At 71.2% G+C, this 19,008-nt stretch carries 19 protein-coding genes and 1 pseudogene; 16 read left to right on the top strand and 4 right to left on the bottom strand.

What is annotated here, in order from left to right; all coding sequences use genetic code 11:
• Positions 1–2 precede the first annotated feature (2 nt).
• The 3 genes from ACSQ11_RS15615 to ACSQ11_RS15605 are packed head-to-tail and all read left to right on the top strand — an operon-like array spanning position 3 to position 2,478.
• A complete protein-coding gene (locus ACSQ11_RS15615; protein WP_436007167.1) occupies positions 3–620 on the top strand; it encodes a DUF5998 family protein in 618 nt (205 codons plus the stop codon).
• Positions 617–1,786, top strand: a complete 1,170-nt coding sequence (locus tag ACSQ11_RS15610; protein WP_436007165.1) for an alkaline phosphatase family protein — start codon at positions 617–619, stop codon at positions 1,784–1,786. The genes ACSQ11_RS15615 and ACSQ11_RS15610 overlap by 4 nt, the downstream gene beginning before the upstream one ends.
• Before the next feature lie 11 nt (positions 1,787–1,797).
• Entirely contained in the window at positions 1,798–2,478 is a 681-nt protein-coding gene (locus ACSQ11_RS15605) for a thymidine kinase (protein WP_436007163.1), read from the top strand.
• A 123-nt stretch (positions 2,479–2,601) separates the two neighbouring features.
• Here the strand turns inward: ACSQ11_RS15605 and sepH are convergent, their stop codons facing one another.
• Positions 2,602–3,774, bottom strand: coding sequence for a septation protein SepH (sepH, locus tag ACSQ11_RS15600; protein WP_436007161.1), 1,173 nt, complete (start codon positions 3,772–3,774; stop codon positions 2,602–2,604).
• Between the two features lie 115 nt (positions 3,775–3,889).
• On the opposite strand from sepH, the gene ACSQ11_RS15595 reads away from it, so the two are divergent.
• From ACSQ11_RS15595 to ACSQ11_RS15565, 7 genes are all read left to right on the top strand, one after another.
• Positions 3,890–5,008: a ferrochelatase gene (locus tag ACSQ11_RS15595; RefSeq protein WP_436007159.1), complete on the top strand. Its 1,119-nt coding sequence runs from the start codon at positions 3,890–3,892 to the stop codon at positions 5,006–5,008.
• Position 5,009: 1 nt separating this feature from the next.
• Entirely contained in the window at positions 5,010–5,858 is an 849-nt protein-coding gene (locus ACSQ11_RS15590) for an inositol monophosphatase family protein (RefSeq protein WP_436007157.1), read from the top strand.
• 157 nt (positions 5,859–6,015) lie between these two features.
• Positions 6,016–6,315, top strand: a complete 300-nt coding sequence (locus tag ACSQ11_RS15585) for a DUF4193 domain-containing protein (protein WP_035914068.1) — start codon at positions 6,016–6,018, stop codon at positions 6,313–6,315.
• Between the two features lie 54 nt (positions 6,316–6,369).
• The gene (gene dut / locus ACSQ11_RS15580; RefSeq protein ID WP_436007155.1) at positions 6,370–6,864 is read left to right on the top strand and encodes a dUTP diphosphatase; all 495 of its coding nucleotides are present in this window, start codon (positions 6,370–6,372) and stop codon (positions 6,862–6,864) included.
• Entirely contained in the window at positions 6,861–7,640 is a 780-nt protein-coding gene (locus tag ACSQ11_RS15575) for a DUF3710 domain-containing protein (protein WP_436007153.1), read from the top strand. Before dut ends, ACSQ11_RS15575 begins: the two co-directional genes overlap by 4 nt.
• Complete coding sequence (locus ACSQ11_RS15570; RefSeq protein WP_436007151.1) at positions 7,640–8,008, top strand: OB-fold nucleic acid binding domain-containing protein; 369 nt, start codon at positions 7,640–7,642, stop codon at positions 8,006–8,008. The genes ACSQ11_RS15575 and ACSQ11_RS15570 overlap by 1 nt, the downstream gene beginning before the upstream one ends.
• On the top strand, positions 8,005–8,724 hold the full coding sequence (locus tag ACSQ11_RS15565; protein WP_436007149.1) for a DUF3159 domain-containing protein: 720 nt from the start codon (positions 8,005–8,007) through the stop codon (positions 8,722–8,724). The genes ACSQ11_RS15570 and ACSQ11_RS15565 overlap by 4 nt, the downstream gene beginning before the upstream one ends.
• A gap of 123 nt (positions 8,725–8,847) precedes the next feature.
• Here ACSQ11_RS15565 and ACSQ11_RS15560 read toward each other — a convergent pair whose 3' ends face one another.
• Together ACSQ11_RS15560 and ACSQ11_RS15555 are read right to left on the bottom strand one after the other, a co-directional pair.
• The gene (locus ACSQ11_RS15560; protein ID WP_436007147.1) at positions 8,848–9,534 is read right to left on the bottom strand and encodes a potassium channel family protein; all 687 of its coding nucleotides are present in this window, start codon (positions 9,532–9,534) and stop codon (positions 8,848–8,850) included.
• A gap of 25 nt (positions 9,535–9,559) precedes the next feature.
• Positions 9,560–10,222: a potassium channel family protein gene (locus ACSQ11_RS15555; protein ID WP_436007145.1), complete on the bottom strand. Its 663-nt coding sequence runs from the start codon at positions 10,220–10,222 to the stop codon at positions 9,560–9,562.
• Positions 10,223–10,285: 63 nt separating this feature from the next.
• On the opposite strand from ACSQ11_RS15555, the gene ACSQ11_RS15550 reads away from it, so the two are divergent.
• From ACSQ11_RS15550 to ACSQ11_RS15525, 6 genes and pseudogenes are all read left to right on the top strand, one after another.
• Positions 10,286–12,295: an APC family permease gene (locus tag ACSQ11_RS15550; protein WP_436007143.1), complete on the top strand. Its 2,010-nt coding sequence runs from the start codon at positions 10,286–10,288 to the stop codon at positions 12,293–12,295.
• Positions 12,292–13,596 (top strand): class I SAM-dependent RNA methyltransferase, encoded by a 1,305-nt coding sequence (locus ACSQ11_RS15545; RefSeq protein ID WP_436007141.1) that lies wholly within the window; start codon positions 12,292–12,294, stop codon positions 13,594–13,596. Before ACSQ11_RS15550 ends, ACSQ11_RS15545 begins: the two co-directional genes overlap by 4 nt.
• Positions 13,593–14,492, top strand: a complete 900-nt coding sequence (locus ACSQ11_RS15540) for a hypothetical protein (protein WP_436007139.1) — start codon at positions 13,593–13,595, stop codon at positions 14,490–14,492. The genes ACSQ11_RS15545 and ACSQ11_RS15540 overlap by 4 nt, the downstream gene beginning before the upstream one ends.
• Before the next feature lie 46 nt (positions 14,493–14,538).
• Positions 14,539–17,337: an aconitate hydratase AcnA gene (acnA, locus tag ACSQ11_RS15535; protein WP_436007138.1), complete on the top strand. Its 2,799-nt coding sequence runs from the start codon at positions 14,539–14,541 to the stop codon at positions 17,335–17,337.
• Positions 17,338–17,525: 188 nt separating this feature from the next.
• On the top strand, positions 17,526–18,521 hold the full coding sequence (locus ACSQ11_RS15530) for a hypothetical protein (RefSeq protein WP_436007136.1): 996 nt from the start codon (positions 17,526–17,528) through the stop codon (positions 18,519–18,521).
• Positions 18,521–18,739 (top strand): annotated as a pseudogene (locus ACSQ11_RS15525) (hypothetical protein); the annotation flags it as partial. The gene ACSQ11_RS15530 and the pseudogene ACSQ11_RS15525, both read left to right, overlap by 1 nt.
• On the opposite strand, the gene ACSQ11_RS15520 reads toward ACSQ11_RS15525, so the two are convergent.
• Complete coding sequence (locus ACSQ11_RS15520) at positions 18,727–18,981, bottom strand: hypothetical protein (RefSeq protein ID WP_436007525.1); 255 nt, start codon at positions 18,979–18,981, stop codon at positions 18,727–18,729. The pseudogene ACSQ11_RS15525 and the gene ACSQ11_RS15520 overlap by 13 nt on opposite strands.
• Positions 18,982–19,008 lie beyond the last annotated feature (27 nt).

Genomic DNA, 19,008 nt, shown 5'->3' with positions numbered 1-19,008 from the left:
GCATGAAGCGCTCGTTCGACGTCCCCACCCTGCCGGGTGACCTCACCGACGCGATCGAGCGGGCCGGCTACTACCCGGCGCTCGTCGCCGACGTGGTCTCGGCCGCCCTGGCCGGTGAGCAGGTGCGCTCGCACCTCGTGCACCTCGAGACGACGTTCGACCGCGACGTCATCCGTCGTCACGTCACCGTCCTCGTGCTCACCTCGTCGCGGCTCGTCATCGCGCACGCCGACGACCACGCCGACGAGGGCGCAGGCGGGGCAGCCGACGACGGCGCGGGTACGGCCGAGGGCGAGGTCGCGACAGCGACGACCGAGAGCATCCCGCTGTCCGCGGTGCGTGGCGTCATGCTGACCCACGTCGTCGCCGACCCCCAGAACTACGTCCCCGGCTCGCTCGGTCGTGAGCTCACGCTCACCCTCGGCTGGGGAGCGGTGAGCCGGGTCGACCTGCTCCCCGCCACCTGCGGCGAGCCCGGCTGCGACGCCGACCACGGCTACGACGGCACCATCTCCAGCGACGACATCGCGCTGCGCGTCTCGGCGACCGCCGACGGCGACCCGGCGCTGCAGCAGGCGATCTCGTTCGCCCACGCTCTCTCGGCATCGCTCGGCGAGTGACGTCGGGCGTGGCCGGCGCGTCGGCGCCCGCGCCGGCCTACGGCGAGGGCGGGCTGGGCGATGTCCTCCCGTCGGTCGTCTCGGCGCTCGGGCTCGCGTCGTCGGCCCTCGACGACGCGCCAAGGGCCCGATGGGTCCTGCCAGCGGCGCGCAGCGCGGTCGTCGTGCTCGTCGACGGCCTGGGCTACGACCTGCTGCGGCGGCGGGGTGGACACGCACCGTGGTTGCGCTCGCACTTCGGTGAGGGTCGGCGCATCGCGTCGGGCTTCCCGTCGACGACGCCGGTGTCGATGGGGTCGTTCGGGACGGGGATGACGCCGGGCTCGCACGGGCTCGTGGGCTTCGAGGTGCTCGTCCCCGGCGAGGACCGGCTGCTCAACGAGCTGTCCTGGGAGGACGGACCGGTACCCGAGCGGTGGCAGCCGCGCCGGACGTGGTTCGAGCGGGCTGCGGGCGCGGGCCTCGACGTGGTCCGGATCGGCCCCGGGTTCTTCGACGGCTCCGGGCTGACCCGGGCGGCGCTGCGGGGCGGGCGGTTCGTCGCGGCCCAGTCGCTCGACGCCCGGGTCGACGCGACCCTCGCCCACGCCCGGACCCGCCAGCGCACCCTGACCTACCTCTACTGGGGTGAGCTCGACAAGGTCGGGCACGTTCACGGGTGCCAGTCGTGGCAGTGGGGCGACGAGCTCGAGACGATCGACCGCGCCCTGGCCCGGCTCGCCGACGGCCTGCCCGACGACTGCTCGCTGACGATCACGGCCGACCACGGGATGGTCGACGTGCCGATGGCCCACCGCCTCGACCTCGCCCACGACGCCGAGCTCGCCGCGGGGGTGCGGCACTCCGGTGGTGAACCGCGGGCGCCGCAGCTCTACTGCGAGCCCGGCGCCGTCGACGACGTCCTCACGACCTGGCGCGCCCGCATCGGCGAGTTCGCGTGGGTGCTGTCCCAGGAGGAGGCCGTGGCGCAGGGCCTGTTCGGCGCCGTGCACGACGAGCACCTGCCGCGCATCGGTGACGTCGTCGTCGCCATGCGTGACGACCACGCCGTCGTCGACTCGCGCCACCACCGGCCCGAGCTCCTCGCGCTCGTCGGGCTGCACGGCTCGCTCACCGACGACGAGGTGCCCGTGCCGATGTTCCATGTCGCGGCCCGCTCCACATAGGGTGTCGCCTCGTGGCTGAGCTCGTCTTCTTCTCGGGAACGATGGACTGCGGCAAGTCGACCCTTGCCCTCCAGATGGACCACAACCACCGGGCGCGGTCCCGCGTAGGGCTGATCTTCACCAAGCTCGACCGCATGGGCGAGTCGGTGCTGTCCTCGCGGCTCGGCCTGTCCACGCAGGCGCACGAGGTCGGCGACGAGCTCGACTTCTGGGACGTCGTCGTCGACCACCTCACGCACGCCCAGCGCGTCGACTACCTCATCTGCGACGAGGCCCAGTTCTACACCGCCGCGCAGATCGAGCAACTCGCGCGGATCGTCGACGAGCTCGGCATCGACGTCAACTGCTTCGGCATCACGGCCGACTTCCGCACCGAGCTCTTCCCGGGCTCCAAGCGCCTCTTCGAGCTCGCCGACCGGGTCCAGGTGCTCCAGGTCGCCGCACTCTGCTGGTGCGGTGGGCGCGCCACCCACAACGCCCGCATCATCGACGGCGTCATGGTCGTCGAGGGCGAGCAGGTCGTCGTCGGCGACACCGCGGCCGCCAGCGACACCCTCGTCGAGTACGAGGTGCTGTGCCGCCGTCACTACATGCGACGGATGAGCAGCCACGCCGCGCGGCTGGCCTCCGCCACTCCCGACGTCCTGCCGTTCGACGACCTCGACGTCTGCCCGGTGCCGCCCCGCGGCTGACTGGCTCGGGGCAGGCGCCGGTATGCCGTCCGCCCACCGAGCGCCTCGACTCTCGCCGTGCGACCGGTCAGGTGTGTAGGCCCTGCGGGCGGTCCCACGGCCCCGCACGAGCGCGGGGAGCGGTCAGGAGCTGCTGGCTCCCCGGCCGCCGCCGAACATAATGTCGTCCCAGCTCGGCACGCTCTTGCGGCCGTTCTTGCGACCCGCGCTCTTGCGCGCCGGCGTCGGGGCCGGCTCCGCGGGCTTGAGGGTTTCGACGACGGGCTCCTGCGCGGTCTCGTCGGCCGAGAGGTCGTCATCCGAGCCCTCGTCGGTCTCGAAGGACGGATCGTCGAGCTCGTCGGAGTCCGCGGGCTCGTCGGCCCGCTCGTCGAGGTGGGCCGAGACCGGGTGCTTGCCCCGGGCTGCGGGGGGCTCGGACGCCTCGGAGGGGTCGACCGCGAGCTCCTCGAGCGGCAGGGCGTCCTCGCGGGGGGACTCGTCGCCGGGGGTGCGCGTCGGGGTGGGACGGCCACGGCCGCGGCCACGACGCGACCGGTTGGACTGCTCGCGCATGGCCGCCATGAGGTCGATCGGCTCGCGTGCGGAGTCGCGGCGGGCGGGGCGCGGGTCGTCGACCCCACCCTCGGCCTCGACGTCGAAGACGGCGCTCGCCGGGTTGGCGGTCGTCGCGATGTGGGGCGTGGGGATGGCGGAGTCGCTGCTGGCCTCCTCGCTGAGCCATCGGGCCTCGTCGTTGGTGGCGAGCAGCGACTTGAGCCGCGGGTCGAACGTCCAGGCGCCGGCCCGCTCGCGCCCCCCGGCGGGGAAGGTCGCGGTGACGGTCCAGCGACCGTCGTCGAGGCGGGCGGAGTCCCAGCGCACGAGCTCGCCCGGGACGCCGCGCTCCTTGAAGCGCTCGTCGGCACGCGAGCCCAGGGTCTGCTCGGTCATCGAGCCGGCGCTCGGCCCGGAGGCGACGCGCGTCGTGCCGATGACGCAGGCCCGGGCCTGGTTGGCGACGTACTCGCGCTCGGCGAGGACGGGGCCCTCGAAGCGCTGCACCTTCTCGACCGTCCAGCCGGCACGGTCGGCGACCTCCTCGGTCGACAGTCCGGAACGGATGAGGGACTGGACGTCGCGGGGGCGCAGGCCCCCGTCGATCTCGATCTGGAGCTGACCGAGGCGGGGCCGGTCACGGCGGGCCGCCGCCCGCATGGCCTCGTCGAGGGGAGCCCGGTAGCGCTGGCCCTCGACGTCGGAGAGGAGCACGTGGTCGCCGTCCTCGTGGACGCCGATGAGACGAAGGTCCTTCATCAGTGATCTCCCGAGCTGTGGTCTGGTCACCCTCGACTGTGCCACCTCGGACCGCTGTTCCAAAGCAGCCCACGCCGGGCGTGAGGACTGATCCGCGGCTCGTTAGGTTATGGGTATGTCGATCCAGTCCGACGAGGACGCCCTCGCCCCCTATGACGCCGTCCTGCTCCTCTCCTTCGGTGGGCCCGAGGCGCCCGACGAGGTCATGCCGTTCCTGCGTCGCGTGACCGCCGGGCGCGAGATCCCCGAGGAGCGGCTGCAGGAGGTGGCGACGCATTACCACCACTTCGGTGGCCGCAGCCCGATCAACGACCAGAACCGCGCGCTCCTCGCCGCGCTCGAGACCGAGATCGCCGGGCGCGGCTCGCAGGTCCCGGTGCTGTGGGGCAACCGCAACAGCGACCCGTTCGTCACCGACACGCTGCGTGCGGCGCGCGCCGAGGGGCTGTTGCGCCTCTGCGTCGTCGTGACCTCGGCGTACTCCTCGTACTCCGGCTGTCGCCAGTACCGCGAGGACCTCGCCGCCGCGACCGACGATCTGGGCATCGCTGCCGCGGACCTCGTCATCGACAAGATCCGGCCCTACGCGCTGCACCCCGGGTTCGTCGCGGTCAACACCGAGCACCTCGTCGAGACGGTCGAGGCGATCGAGGACCTCGACCCGGTGACGACCCGCCTCCTCTTCGTGACGCACTCCGTCCCGAACGCCATGGACGACACCTCCGGCCCCGGCGACGGCGACGGCAACCTCTACGTCGAGCAGCACCTGCGCACCGGTCGCCTGGTGGCCCAGGGCCTCGCCGAGCGCACCGGCACGTCGCTCGAGCACGAGCTCGTCTTCTGCTCCCGGTCCGGCAGCCCACGCACCCCGTGGCTCGAACCCGACGTCAACGACCGCATCGAGGAGCTCGTCGGCGAGGGGATCCGCACCGTCGTCGTCGCTCCGATCGGGTTCGTGTCCGACCACATGGAGGTCGTCAACGACCTCGACCGCGAGGCCAAGGAGACCGCCGACCGGGTCGGCGTGCGCTTCGCCCGGGTCCCCACGGCCGGCACCCACCCCCTGTTCGTCGAGGCCTTGGTCGATCTCGTCCAGGAGCGCGCGGCCGAGGCGCGCGACGAGCTCGTCGTGCCCGCGCAGGCCGACGGCGGGGACGTCCGACCCTCGGTCTGCGACAGCGGCTGCTGCCCCAACCTCCGCACGGCCCGGCCTGCTCTCTGCGGAAGGGACTGACGTGGACCTCGCGCTCCCGGACGACGCGCTCGCGGCTGCCCTCGAGGCCCTCGCCGCCGACGTCGCCCGCTCCGCCGGACGCCTCGTCGTCGACGAGCGGCCCGACGCCGTCGAGGTCGCCGCCACCAAGTCGACCGCGACCGACGTCGTCACGGCCATGGACCAGGCCTCGCAGGACCACCTGCTGGCCCGGCTGCGCGAGGCCCGCCCCGACGACGCCGTCCTCGGCGAGGAGGACGGGGGAGCGACCGGCACGTCCGGCATCACCTGGGTGATCGACCCGATCGACGGCACGGTCAACTACCTCTACGGCATACCTGCGTATGCCGTGTCCGTCGCCGCCGTCGTCGGGGACCCGTCGGTGCCCGGCGGGTGGCGACCGTTCGCGGGCGCGGTCTACAACCCGGTGACCGACGAGCTCTTCGGCGCTCGGGCGGGGGCCGGTGCCCGGCTCGTCCGCGGCGACGACCAGCGACCGCTGTCGCCCACAGCGTGTGACTCGCTCGACCAGGCCCTCGTCGCGACCGGGTTCGGGTATGCCGCGGAGCGCCGTGAGCGCCAGGGGCGCCTCGTCCTCGACCTCCTCCCGCAGGTCCGCGACATCCGGCGCGCCGGCAGCGCGGCCCTCGATCTCTGCTCGGTCGCCGCCGGGCGGGTCGACGCCTACTACGAGACCGGGCTCAACCCGTGGGACCTCGCCGCAGGGTGGCTCGTCGCCGTCGAGGCCGGAGCCGTGGTCGGCGGTTTCGACGGGCCGGGCGAGGCCCTCACATGGGCGTGCGCCCCGGGTCTGCGCGCCGCCTTCTCGAATGTTGTCGAAGACGGCACCCGCAGGCACCTGCACGGCTAGTCTCGGCCCCGCTGTGGCGGAGATCGCATCGATGGTGCACAATCGCCGCTCGCACGGGCACAAAATCGACAGTCCATGCGTTGACTGGGCGAAGCAGGGCCGTCAGCGTCCCGGAACTGCCTCCGGAACTGACCCAAGGACTTTTGAAGGGAGCGCAATGGCGACTGACTACGACGCGCCACGCAAGACCGACGACGAGCTGTCCGAGGACTCCATCGAGGAGCTCAAGACCCGTCGCAACGACAAGCGATCCTCCAGTGTGGATGTCGACGAGACCGAGCAGGCCGAGGGCTTCGAGCTCCCGGGAGCCGACCTCTCGGGCGAGGAGATGTCGGTGCGGGTCATCCCGCGTCAGGCCGACGAGTTCACCTGTTCACGGTGCTTCCTGGTGCACCACCGCAGCCAGCTGGCGTCGGAGAAGAACGGCCAGATGATCTGCAGCGAGTGCGCCGCCTGACCGGTGCCGACGAGCGGTCCGCGAGGGCCTGAGACCGAGATAGGGTCAGTCCCCGTGACTGGCCCTTCTCGCGTTCCGGTGGCCTTCCGGAAGCTGTCCCCGCAGGCTCGCGTCCCGGCATACGCCTCGGACGGCGACGCGGGCGCCGATCTCACCGCGGTCGCGAGCGTGACGCTCGCACCGGGGGAGCGGGCGCTCGTCCCGACCGGCATCGCGATCGCGCTGCCGCCGGGCACGGTGGGTCTCGTGCACCCGAGGTCCGGGCTCGCGGCCCGGCACGGGGTCACCGTCGTCAACGCGCCCGGAACGGTCGACTCGGGCTACCGCGGCGAGATCCTCGTCAACCTCGTCAACCTCGACCCGCGTGAGGAGTTCACCGTCGAGGTGGGCGACCGGATCGCCCAGCTCGTCGTGCAGGAGTATGTGCACGCCGAGTTCTCCGAGGCCGACTCGCTCCCGGACAGCGTCCGGGGGGACACTGGACATGGATCCACCGGGGGATTCGGCACGACCCCCCACCCAACCTTCGAGGAAGTGACCACGCAGTGAGCATCTTTCGCCGGCGCAAGGACGACGCGGACACCGCTGACTCCGGGACCGACACCGGGCTCGACGCCGTCGACGGCACCGAGGACGCCGACCCCGACGCCGACGCCCCGCCCGAGGTGATCCCGGACGCGCCCGTCGACCGCAGCACCGGGCCCTACGACGCCACCGAGGTGGAGGACGACGACGGCCGGCTCGACCTCGGCGCGCTGCGCATCCGCGGCGCCGAGGGCATGGAGCTCCGTCTCGAGATCGACCAGGAGCAGCAGCACGTCGTGGCTGCGACCGCCGTGTTCGGCGAGTCCGCCCTCCAGCTGCAGGCCTTCGCCGCGCCCCGTTCGGGCGGCGTGTGGGCCGACATCCGCACCGAGATCGGCGCGGCCATCGAGACCCAGGGTGGCACCGCCGACCTCGAGGACGGCCCGCTCGGCACCGAGCTGCGCACCCGCATGCCGAGCGCCGGACCCGACGGCCGCACGGTCTTCGCCCCGGCCCGCTTCCTCGGCGTCGATGGCCCGCGCTGGTTCCTGCGCGGCGTCATCTCCGGTCGCGGTGCCATCGACGACGCGGCTGCGGCCCCTCTGCTCGAGGTCTTCCGCGAGACGGTCGTCGTGCGAGGCAGTGACCCGATGGCTCCGCGCGAGCTGCTGCCGCTGCGCCTGCCGCAGGAGGAGGCCACCCCGATGCCCGCGGCGCCGGGAGCCCCGGACGGCGGTCCGACGTCGACCGACGACCTCAACCCCTTCGAACGCGGACCCGAGATCACCGAGGTGAGGTGATGGGTCTCAAGGAGCGCATCCGCGACCTCGCCCGCACCGACGCACAGCTCGAGGCGGCCGAGATCCGCGAGCGCACGCTGTCCGACCCCGATGCCGCCGTCGCGTGTGCCGGCGAGCTCGTCGAGCGGCGCCCCGCCAAGGTCGCGGGCTGTGTCCGCTGCATCACCATCCCGCCCAAGCAGAGCGTGCCGGTCCTCGTGGCCGAGCTCTTCGACGGCGAGCGGTCGGTCAACCTCGTCTGGGTGGGCCGGCGCCGCATCGCGGGCATCGACCCCGGTGTCTTCCTCACCGCCGAGGGCCGGATCGCCAAGGTCAAGGGCCAGCCGACGATCTTCAACCCGACCTACCAGATCGTCCCGACCAAGTGAGTCGCGACGTGACCCCCGAGGTGACGCCGACCGACCGCGCCAACGCCGAGACCGTCGAGGAGCTCATCCGGCACCGCCTGTCGAGCGCCCTCGGGGGCTGGCGGGGCTCGATCGAGACCGCCCTGCCGACGGTCGCCTTCATCGGTGTCTGGTCGTGGCGTCAGGACCTCACGCTCGCCGTCTGGTGCGCCGTGGCTGTGGCAGTCGTGCTCGCCGTCGCCCGCCTCGTGCAGCGGTCTAGCCTGCAGCACGTCCTCGGGGCCGTCTTCGCGACCGGCATCGCGGCGTTCTTCGCGATGCGCAGCGGCAAGGCGGAGGACGCCTTCCTGCCGGGCATGCTGCTGTCCGGCGGCTACCTCATCGGCACCCTGATCTCGATCCTCGTGCGCTGGCCGGTCGTCGGCTTCCTCGTCGGCGCGGGTGACCCCAAGGCCGCCGAGGACCCGTTCGGCTGGCGTCGTGACTCCGGGATGGTCCGGGTCTGTTCGCGCCTCACCTGGGTGCTCGTCGCCCTGTATGCCGTCCGCCTGTCGATCCAGGTCCCGCTCTACCTCGCCGCCCAGGTGGAGGCGCTCGGCGTTGCCAAGATCGTCCTCGGCTGGCCGCTGTGGATCGGCGGCGTCGCCGTCATGGGCTGGTTGCTCGTCCGCGGCAGCACCCCCCAAGAACTCGAGGCCGTGCGTGACACGGCTGCTCGCACCTCCGACGCCGACTGACCACCTTCCGCAACTGATTGCCCCACGGCGAGGGCGGTCGCTCTACAACTGATTGCCCCACCGCGAGGCGAAGCCTCCTGGTGGGGCAAGCAGTTGCACAGCCGGCCCCTGCTGGTGGGGCAGTCAGTCGTCGATCTCGCGCTTCTGGCGAGTCCCCGGGCTGAGCATCGACTCGAGGTCGGACTCGCCGTCGGTCGTCGTGATGAAGAGCAGCTCGTCGAGCGGCTCGAGCGCGTCGTCGCGGCTGGGTGCGATCGGGTGCCCGCCGCGGATGATGCCGGTGAGGACCGTGTCGGGAGGGAAGGCGATGTCGCCGACGCGAGTGCCGGCATACGGGCTTCCGGCCGGAAGGGTCATCTCGACCATGGCGGCGTGGCCCTGCTGGAACTCGAAGATCCGCACGAGGTCGCCGACGGACACGGCCTCCTCGATGAGGGCCGTCATGAGGCGCGGCGTGGACACGGCCACGTCGACGCCCCAGGCGTCGTCGAACATCCACTCGTTCTTGGGGTTGTTGACGCGGGCGACCGTGCGCGGGACGCCGAACTCGGTCTTGGCGAGGAGCGAGACGACGAGGTTGGCCTTGTCGTCACCCGTCGCGGCCACGACGACGTCGCAGTCGGCGACCCCGGCCTCGGTCAGTGCGGTGAGCTCGCAGGCGTCGGCCTGGAGCCACGCGGCGTCGGGGACCTTGGCGACGCGTTCGCCGTCGGCCTCGCGGTCGATGAGGAGCAGCTGGTGGCCGTTGCGGATGAGCTCGCGGGCGATGGAGCGGCCCACGCTCCCTGCCCCGGCGATGACGACGCGCATGTGCTTGTCCTTGGGTGTCGTGAGGTCAGTGAGCCGGGGGAGCGGCGTCGAGGATCCGCTCGGCCTCGGCGAGGCGGGCGCGGTCGAGCGAGAAGTGGATGAGGTCGCCGTCCTGGTAGACCGTGTCGGTCGTGGGAAGCATCCCGTCGCCGAGGCGGCTGACGTAGGCCACCCGACCGCCGACGACCTCCTCGATCTCCACGATGCGGCGTCCGACCCAGGCGGCGTTGACGGGCATCTCGGCGATGACGACGCGTCCGCTGGGGTCGGTGTACTCGGGGACGTGGCCCTGGGGAAGCAGGCGGCGCAGGACCTGGTCGCTCGTCCACTTCACGGTGGCGACGGTGGGGATGCCGAGGCGCTGGTAGATCTCGGCGCGACCGGGGTCGTAGATGCGCGCCACGACGTTCTCGACGCCGAACTTCTCGCGCGCCACCCGGGCGGCGAGGATGTTGGAGTTGTCACCGCTGGAGACCGCGGCGAAGGCGTAGGCCTCGGAGATCCCCGCCTCGCGCAGGGTGTCGCGGTCGAAGCCGACGCCGACGACGCGACGCCCCTCGAAGCCCGCGCCGAGCCGGCGGAACGCCGACTCGACCTGGTCGATGATGGCGACCTCGTGGCCGGCACGTTCGAGCGCCCTGGCCAGTGAGGCGCCCACGCGGCCGCAGCCCATGATGACGAAATGCACGCTCAGACGCTACACCGGCCGGGGAGGGCAGCGAGGGGGCGCGCGGGTGCATAGAGTGGCGCCGTGAGTTCCTCTGGTCGCGTGGTCAAACGCGTCATCCTGGGCCGGGCGATGCGCTCGGACCGACTGGGCGAGACCCTCCTCCCCAAGCGCATCGCCCTCCCCGTCTTCGCCAGCGATGCGCTCTCGTCCGTCGCGTACGCCCCGGACGAGATCCTGCTCACCCTCGGCATGGCCGGTGGGGCCCTGGCGCTCACCAGCTCGTGGAAGATCGCCCTCGCCGTCGTCGCGGTCATGGTCGTCGTCATCCTCAGCTACCGGCAGAACGTCCACGCCTACCCCTCGGGCGGCGGCGACTACGAGGTGGCCAGCGTCAACCTCGGACCCAAGGCCGGGCTCACGGTCGGCAGCGCACTGCTCGTCGACTACGTCCTCACCGTCGCGGTGTCCGTCTCCTCGGGCGTCCAGAACGCCGCGTCCGCCTTCGAGTTCGTCCGTGGGCACGAGGCCGTGGTCGCCGTCGTCATCATCGGGCTGCTCACGGCGATGAACCTGCGCGGTGTCCGCGAGTCCGGTGCCGCGTTCGCGATCCCCGTCTACCTCTTCATGGTCGCCGTCCTCGGCATGGCGCTCGTCGGGCTCTACCGCCAGCTGACCGGGACGCTGCCCGACGCCGAGAGTGCGCCGCTCGAGCTGGCACCGGAGGCGGGCTACGAGACGATCGGCGGGATCGCGCTCGTCTTCCTCCTGCTGCGCGCCTTCTCGTCCGGCTGTGCGGCGCTCACCGGTGTCGAGGCCATCTCCAACGGCGTCCCTGCGTTCAAGAAGCCCAAGAGCCGCAACGCCGCCACCACGCTCGTGCTCATGGGCGCCATGTCCGTCACGATGCTCCTGTCGATGGTGACGCTGTCGCGGTGGACCGGCGTCCACTTCGCCGAGGACCCCTCCCGTCAGCTGCTGCGCGACGGGGCGCCGGTCGGCGACAGCTACGTCCAGGACACCGTCATGGGCCAGGTGTCCAAGGCGGTCTTCTCCGGCTTCGACCTCGGCATCCTCTTCGTGTCCATCACGACGGGCCTCATCCTCGTGCTCGCCGCCAACACGGCGTTCAACGGCTTCCCGGTGCTGGGCTCGATCCTCGCCCGCGACGGCTTCCTGCCCAGGCAGCTGCACACGCGCGGCGACAGGCTGGCCTTCTCCAACGGCATCATCATCCTGGCTGCTGCGGCGGCGGGCCTCGTCCTCCTCTACGACGCCGAGGTCACCCGGCTCATCCAGCTCTACATCGTCGGCGTGTTCGTCTCGTTCACCCTGAGCCAGATCGGCATGGTGCGGCACTGGAACCGCGACCTGCGGCTCGAGAAGTCACCCATGGCCCGGGCCCGGATGATGCGCAGCCGGGCGATCAACGCCGTCGGCGCGACCATGTCGGGCACCGTCCTCGTCGTCGTGCTCATCACGAAGTTCACCCACGGCGCCGGCTACGCCATCGCCGCGATGGTCCTGCTCTTCCTGCTCATGACGCGCATCCGCAAGCACTACGACCGCGTCCGCGACGAGCTGCGCGTCGAGGAGACCGACACCAAGCAGCAGATGCTCCCCTCGCGGGTCCACGCCATCGTGCTCGTCTCCAAGATCCACAAGCCGACGCTGCGCGCCCTCGCCTACGCCCGCGCGACGCGACCCTCGATCCTCGAGGCCCTCACGGTCGACGTCGACCCCGAGGAGACCAAGGCGCTGCAGGCCGAGTGGGACCGGCGCCAGATCCCGCTCCCGCTCAAGGCCCTTGACAGCCCCTACCGCGAGATCACCCGTCCGGTCGTCGACTACGTCAAGTCGATCCGGTCGGGCAGCCCGCGCGACATCGTCGTCGTCTACATCCCCGAGTACGTCCTCGGCCACTGGTGGGAGCAGGCCCTGCACAACCAGAGCGCCCTGCGCCTCAAGGGCCGACTGCTCTTCACTCCCGGCGTCATGGTCTCGAGCGTTCCCTGGCAGCTCGCCTCCTCGGCCGGCATGGAGGAGCGCCTCGACGGCCCGGTCGCCGGCGACGTCCGGCGCGGAGAGGGATGAGCGAGGCGCAGGCTCCCGTTCCCGCGGACGCGCTCACGGTCGGCGACGAGGTCGAGGTCGAGGCAGGGCCGATCGCGCACGGCGGCTTCGTCGTCGCACGCCACGAGGGCCGCGTCCTCTTCGTCCGGCACGCGCTGCCCGGAGAGCAGGTCCGGGTGCGCGTCACCGAGGGCGGTCCCGGAGACCGCTTCCTGCGTGCCGACGCGTTCGAGGTCCTCGACGCCTCGAGCGCGCGCGTCACACCTCCCTGCCCGTATGCCGGTCCCGGCCTCTGCGGTGGCTGCGACTTCCAGCACGTCGCGGTCCCGGAGCAGCGACGTCTCAAGGCGGAGGTCGTCGAGGAGCAGCTGCGACGCCTGGCCCACGTCGAGCGTGACGTCGTCGTCGAGCCCGTGCCGGGGGACGCCGAGGGTCTGCGCTGGCGCACCCGCACCGAGTTCGCCGTCGACGCCGCCGGTCGCGCGGGCATGCGACGGCACCGAAGCCACGACCTCATCCCCGTCGACGACTGCCTCATCGCCAACGAGCGCGTGATCGGTACCGGTGTCCTGCAGGGGCACTGGCCGGGGGAGAAGGCCGTTGACGTCGTCGCGCCGACCGACGGACCCACGGTCGTCGTCAGGGTGCCGTCCGACGAGGCCGACGCGCCTGTCGTCACCGAGACCGTTGCGGCACAGGCGCTCTCGCGTGAGTTCGACGTCAGTGCCCGTGGGTTCTGGCAGGTCCACCCGGGTGCGGCCGCGACCTTCGTGGACGCCGTCATCGACGGGCTGAAGCCGCAGGAGGGCGAGCGCTGCCTCGACCTCTATGCCGGCGTCGGCGTGTTCGCGTCTGCGCTGGCCGAGGCCGTGGGTCCGTCCGGTCAGGTCGTCGCCGTCGAGTCCGACGCGGTCGCCGTCGCGCAGGCCCGCCTCAACGTCGAGCGGACCCCGTGGGTGCACTACATCCAGGGCCGGGTCGACCACGTCTTCGGCGTGGAGTCCACGGGCCGTGTCGCGGGGTCGCGCAAGGGGCGTCGCCGCAGTGCGCCGCGGCGGCCGCACAGCCAGCTGCCGCCGACCGCGGACGTCGTCGTCCTCGACCCCCCGCGCACCGGGGCCGGCAAGGCAGTCGTCGGCGCGGTCGTGGCGCTGCGTCCGCGTGCCCTCGCCTACGTCGCGTGCGACCCGTCCGCGCTCGGGCGCGACACGGCATACCTGCAGGACAAGGGTTACGCGCTCACGTCGCTGCGGTCGTTCGACGCGTTCCCCATGACGCACCACATCGAGTGCGTCGCGATCTTCGAGAGGTCACCCGCGTGACGGCCGACACGGCATACCGGGTCCTCGACGCTGGGACGCGAGCCTTCTGGCGGACCGTGGGCCGACGCGTCGACCTCGACGGTGAGCATGCCTGGCTGCGGGCGCCGGCGGCCGAAGCGGGGGTCATCGGACCGTCGTGGCTGGACGCCGCGGCCGCCGCGGCCTCGGGGACGGTGGAGCGCGACAGTGAGCGCGGCCTCGTCCCCGACCTCGCGGTGCTCGACGGGCCGGGCTTCCGCGCCGACGCGCTGTCGCCGCAGGTGCGCGACTTCTACGAGCACACCGGTGCGTGGACGATGGACGCGTGGTCGAGCTGGTCGGCCCTCTTCCAGCCGGGCGGCATGCTCGTCGAGCACCTCTTCGGGCGCCGCCTCCAGCAGCTCGCCCTGCCGGTGCAGCCGCTCGACGTCAGCCACGGCATCGACAGCGAGATCGTCGGTATCGTCGACGGTGACGGCCGACAGGTGTCCGCGGCGTGGCTGCGTCGCCTGCGCCGGACGGGTCAGTTCCTCTTCAGCGGTGCGTATGCCGTCCGCTCGCTTCCCGGTTCCGCGCGCCCGAGCGTGCACGTGACGTTCCCGCTCGAGAAGGGCAACGTCCAGGTCTTCCTGCGACCCGAGGTGCGGGCCGACGGCGCACTCGTCCTGTCGTCGTCGAGCCGTGCGTTCGGGGGAGACGGGGCCTACGTCGTCGTGCACGGCGCGAGCGGCGCGGCGTGGGCTGCGAGGGCCCCCATCCACGAGGAGTTCGTCGTCCACGTCGACGACCGGGGCGAGCTGCGCACCGACCACGAGCTGCGCGTCGGGCGGGCGCGGGCACTGCGTCTCCACTACCGGATGCGGCGTGGGAAGGTTGGACAGCAGGACTCCTCGACTAGTATCTTGACGTCAAGATAACTCGGTGGACCGACACACGCGATGACGCGCGGAAGGGAGCAGGCTCGTGACGAGCACTGACAGCTTCAAGGCACACGGCGAACTCCAGGTGGGCGACAAGGCCTACGACATCTACCGCCTCGCGGCGGTCGAGGGGAGCGAGACGCTTCCCTACAGCCTCAAGGTTCTCCTCGAGAACCTCCTGCGCACCGAGGACGGCGCCAACATCACGGCCGACCACATCCGCGCCCTCGGCGGCTGGGACGAGAACGCCCAGCCCGACACCGAGATCCAGTTCACGCCGGGTCGCGTGATCATGCAGGACTTCACCGGGGTTCCCTGCGTCGTCGACCTCGCCACGATGCGTGAGGCCGTCGCCGACCTCGGCGGCAACCCGGAGAAGATCAACCCGCTCGCGCCGGCCGAGCTCGTCATCGACCACTCGGTGATCATCGACGTGTTCGGTCGCTCGGACGCCTTCGAGCGCAACGTCGAGATCGAGTACGAGCGCAACAACGAGCGCTACAAGTTCCTCCGCTGGGGCCAGACGGCGTTCGACGACTTCAAGGTCGTCCCCCCGGGCACCGGCATCGTGCACCAGGTCAACATCGAGCACCTCGCGCGCACCGTCATGACCCGCGAGGTCGACGGTCGCACCGTCGCCTACCCCGACACCTGTGTCGGCACCGACAGCCACACGACGATGGTCAACGGCCTCGGCGTGCTCGGCTGGGGCGTCGGCGGCATCGAGGCCGAGGCGGCCATGCTCGGCCAGCCCGTCTCCATGCTCATCCCGCGCGTCGTCGGCTTCAAGCTCTCTGGGTCCGTGCCCCAGGGCGCCACGGCGACCGACGTCGTCCTCACGATCACCGAGATGCTGCGCAAGCACGGCGTCGTCGGCAAGTTCGTCGAGTTCTACGGCGAGGGCGTCTCCGCCGTCCCGCTGGCCAACCGCGCCACGATCGGCAACATGAGCCCTGAGTTCGGCTCGACCTGCGCGATCTTCCCCATCGACGACGTCACGCTCGAGTACCTCCGCCTCACCGGTCGCTCCGAGGAGTCGGTGGCCCTCGTCGAGGCCTACGCCAAGGAGCAGGGCCTGTGGCTCAACGCCGGCCCCGACCAGCCCGAGGCGCGCTACTCCGAGCGTCTCGAGCTCGACCTGTCGACGGTCGTCCCGTCGATCGCCGGCCCGAAGCGTCCCCAGGACCGCATCGCGCTGTCCGACGCCAAGGAGTCCTTCCGCAAGGTCCTCCCCACCTACGTCTCGCACGAGGAGGGTGACGACGGCACGGCGAGCTCGTTCCCCGCGAGCGACCCCACGCCGCAGGGCTCGCCCGACGGTCAGAACGGTGGAGACAAGCCGGCCGACCAAGGCAGCGGCTCCGACCGTCCGACCAAGAAGGTCGCGCTGACGATCAACGGACAGTCGACCGAGGTCGACCACGGCATCGTCGCCATCGCCTCGATCACGTCCTGCACCAACACGTCCAACCCGTCGGTGATGATGGCGGCTGCGATGCTCGCCAAGAACGCCGTCGAGCGCGGTCTGTCGGTGGCCCCGTGGGTCAAGACGTCGATGGCGCCGGGCTCCAAGGTCGTCACGGGCTACTACGAGAAGGCCGGTATGTGGCCCTACCTCGAGAAGCTCGGCTTCCACCTCGTCGGCTACGGCTGCACGACGTGCATCGGCAACTCGGGCCCGATCATCGACGAGGTGAGCAAGGCCGTCAACGACAACGACCTCGCCGTCGTCTCGGTCCTCTCGGGCAACCGCAACTTCGAGGGACGCATCAACCCCGACGTGAAGATGAACTACCTCGCGTCGCCGCCGCTCGTCATCGCCTACGCCCTCGCCGGGACGATGGACTTCGACTTCGAGACCGACTCGCTGGGCAAGGACACCGACGGCAACGACGTGTTCCTCAAGGACATCTGGCCCAGCCCGAACGACGTCGAGGCGACCATCGCCGGTGCGATCAGCCAGAAGCTGTTCACCGACGACTACGCCGACGTCTTCGCCGGTGACGAGCGCTGGCAGGGCCTGCCTACCCCCGAGGGCAACACCTTCGACTGGGACGCCGACTCGACCTACGTCCGCAAGCCCCCGTACTTCGACGGCATGCAGATGGAGACCACGCCGGTCACCGACATCGAGGGCGCCCGCGTCCTCGCCAAGCTGGGCGACTCGGTCACGACTGACCACATCAGCCCTGCTGGCGCGATCAAGACCGACAGCCCCGCCGGCAAGTACCTCGCCGACCACGGCGTCGAGCGCAAGGACTTCAACTCCTACGGCTCGCGACGCGGCAACCACGAGATCATGATCCGCGGCACGTTCGCCAACATCCGCCTCAAGAACCTCCTGCTCGACGGGGTCGAGGGTGGCTTCACCCGCGACTTCACTGAAGGAGGGCGACAGAGCACGATCTTCGACGCGTCGGCGAACTACCAGGCCGAGGGCACCCCGCTCGTCATCCTGGCCGGCAAGGAGTACGGCTCGGGCAGCTCGCGTGACTGGGCCGCCAAGGGCACCGCACTCCTCGGCGTGCGCGCCGTCATCACCGAGAGCTACGAGCGCATCCACCGCTCCAACCTCATCGGCATGGGCGTGCTCCCGCTGCAGTTCCCGGAGGGCCAGAACGCCGAGTCGCTCGGCCTCGACGGCACCGAGACCTTCTCGGTCACCGGTGTCACCGAGCTCAACGAGGGCCGCACGCCCAAGACGGTCAAGGTCGTCGCCTCGAAGGAGGGTGGTGAGGACGTCTCGTTCGACGCCGTCCTGCGCATCGACACTCCCGGTGAGGCCGACTACTACCGCAACGGTGGCATCCTCCAGTACGTCCTTCGGTCGCTCGTGAAGTAGCGAGACCCGTCGCACAGACGACGACGCCGGTATGCCGTGAGCCCACGGCATACCGGCGTCTCTCGTGTGGCGGCCGTCGCTCCTACCCATGGTGCGCTGGGTCAAACCACCCGAATGGGGGGTTGCCAGCCGGTCAACAGGTGCGCTGAAGTGGGAAGGAACCAGTCTTGGACTAGTTCCGTCGGGGGGTGAAGTCGTTGACCGCGTGGTCCCGTTGCTCCAGCCTGAGCAGGCTGCTGATCTGTGCCGGCTTCATCGTCTGCGGCTTCGCCCTCGCGTCCTGGACGAACGCCCGTGCCGACGACACGGGGCTGCTGGGGAAGGTGACCGCGTCGGTGCCGACGGTCGAGCAGGTGCTCGAGACCTCCACCCGCGCCGTGAATGCCACCACCACGCAGGCGCCCGCGACGCCTGCGGCCCCCGTCGCTCCCGTGGCTGCCGTGGACGAGCTCGTCGAGGCTCCCGTCGCGGCTGTCACCGGTGTCGTGCGCAAGCCCGTCCGTGCCGTTGACGTGACGCCCCGAACTGCGCTGGAGACGGTCACAAAGACGGTGTCGCACACCACTGCTCGCACGTTGGAGACCGTCAAGGCCGTTGCACCCGCGACGTCCGAGGTGGTCGACGAGGTTGCCACTGTCGTGGTCCCTGTCGTCGGTTCGCCGGCTTCGGAGCCGGTCGTCGAGCTGCCCGAGGTGGAAGACATCGTCGAGGTCGTCGTTCCAGTGGCGCCCACTGCGCCTGTCGCGATCGATCCGGTGAGTTCGCCTGTGCTGCAGGCGGACTCGACGCCTGTTCCCACGTCAGTGAAGCCGGGTTCGGCCGCGTCGATGGTTCGTCCTCTGAGCGCTGCGGCGCCCGCGGCAGTCGCCAATCTCGCCGGCACGCCCGTGGCCTCTCACGTCCCCGAGGTCTCGGCCCACAGTCCTGCCGGTGCGATCGACGCCTCCCTGTCGGCCGCGCCGGCGGGGGAGCCGGGCCCCGCGCCGGCTGGTCCCCGGCCCGCCTCCGCCCTTCTCGGTGGCGCGAGCGGATCGTCAGCTCGGTCCTCGGCGGGCGGAGGGGCGGACCTCGCCCTGGCACCGTTCGTCGTCGTCCTGCCCCAGTTGGTCTCGTCCGCAACGGTGTCACGCCTCCACGCGCTGACGTCCGGCCCTGTCCTCGAGCCGGGTTCCCGACCTGGTTGATGCCGCTCCGGCGCGTCTCGAGCGCGCCGTCCGAGCAGTGCCCGCACGTGCGGGCGTCCACGCATCAACTCTGGAAAGGAACGACCATGCACGCATTCATGAGACGAGGGCTCCAGATCTCCCTCGTGGTCGGCGGGGGGATCCTCTTCTCCGCACAGGCCCACGCGGACGACACCAGCGGTACGCAGAGTCTCCTCGGAGGAAATCAGGTGGTGGCGCCGGTGTCGGTGCCGGTGACGGTGAGCGGCAACGCCATCTCCGTGACCGGTGACTCGGGCAGCAGCTCGAGCACCACGAAGGCGGGTTCGGGAGGGAGCAGCACTGCTCCGCCCTCGACCTCGGGGACGGACTCGGCCGGGGGTGGCAACCAGTCCACCGCGCCGGTGTCGGTGCCGGTGACGGTGAGCGGCAACGCCATCTCCGTGACCGGTGACGCCGAGAGCACGTCCAGCACGACCACGTCCGGTTCTCGCGGGCGCACCGCCGC

Source organism: Knoellia sp. LjRoot47 (assembly GCF_964253435.1).
Lineage (GTDB): Bacteria > Actinomycetota > Actinomycetes > Actinomycetales > Dermatophilaceae > Knoellia.
This window is presented reverse-complemented; position numbering and strand designations above follow the sequence as displayed.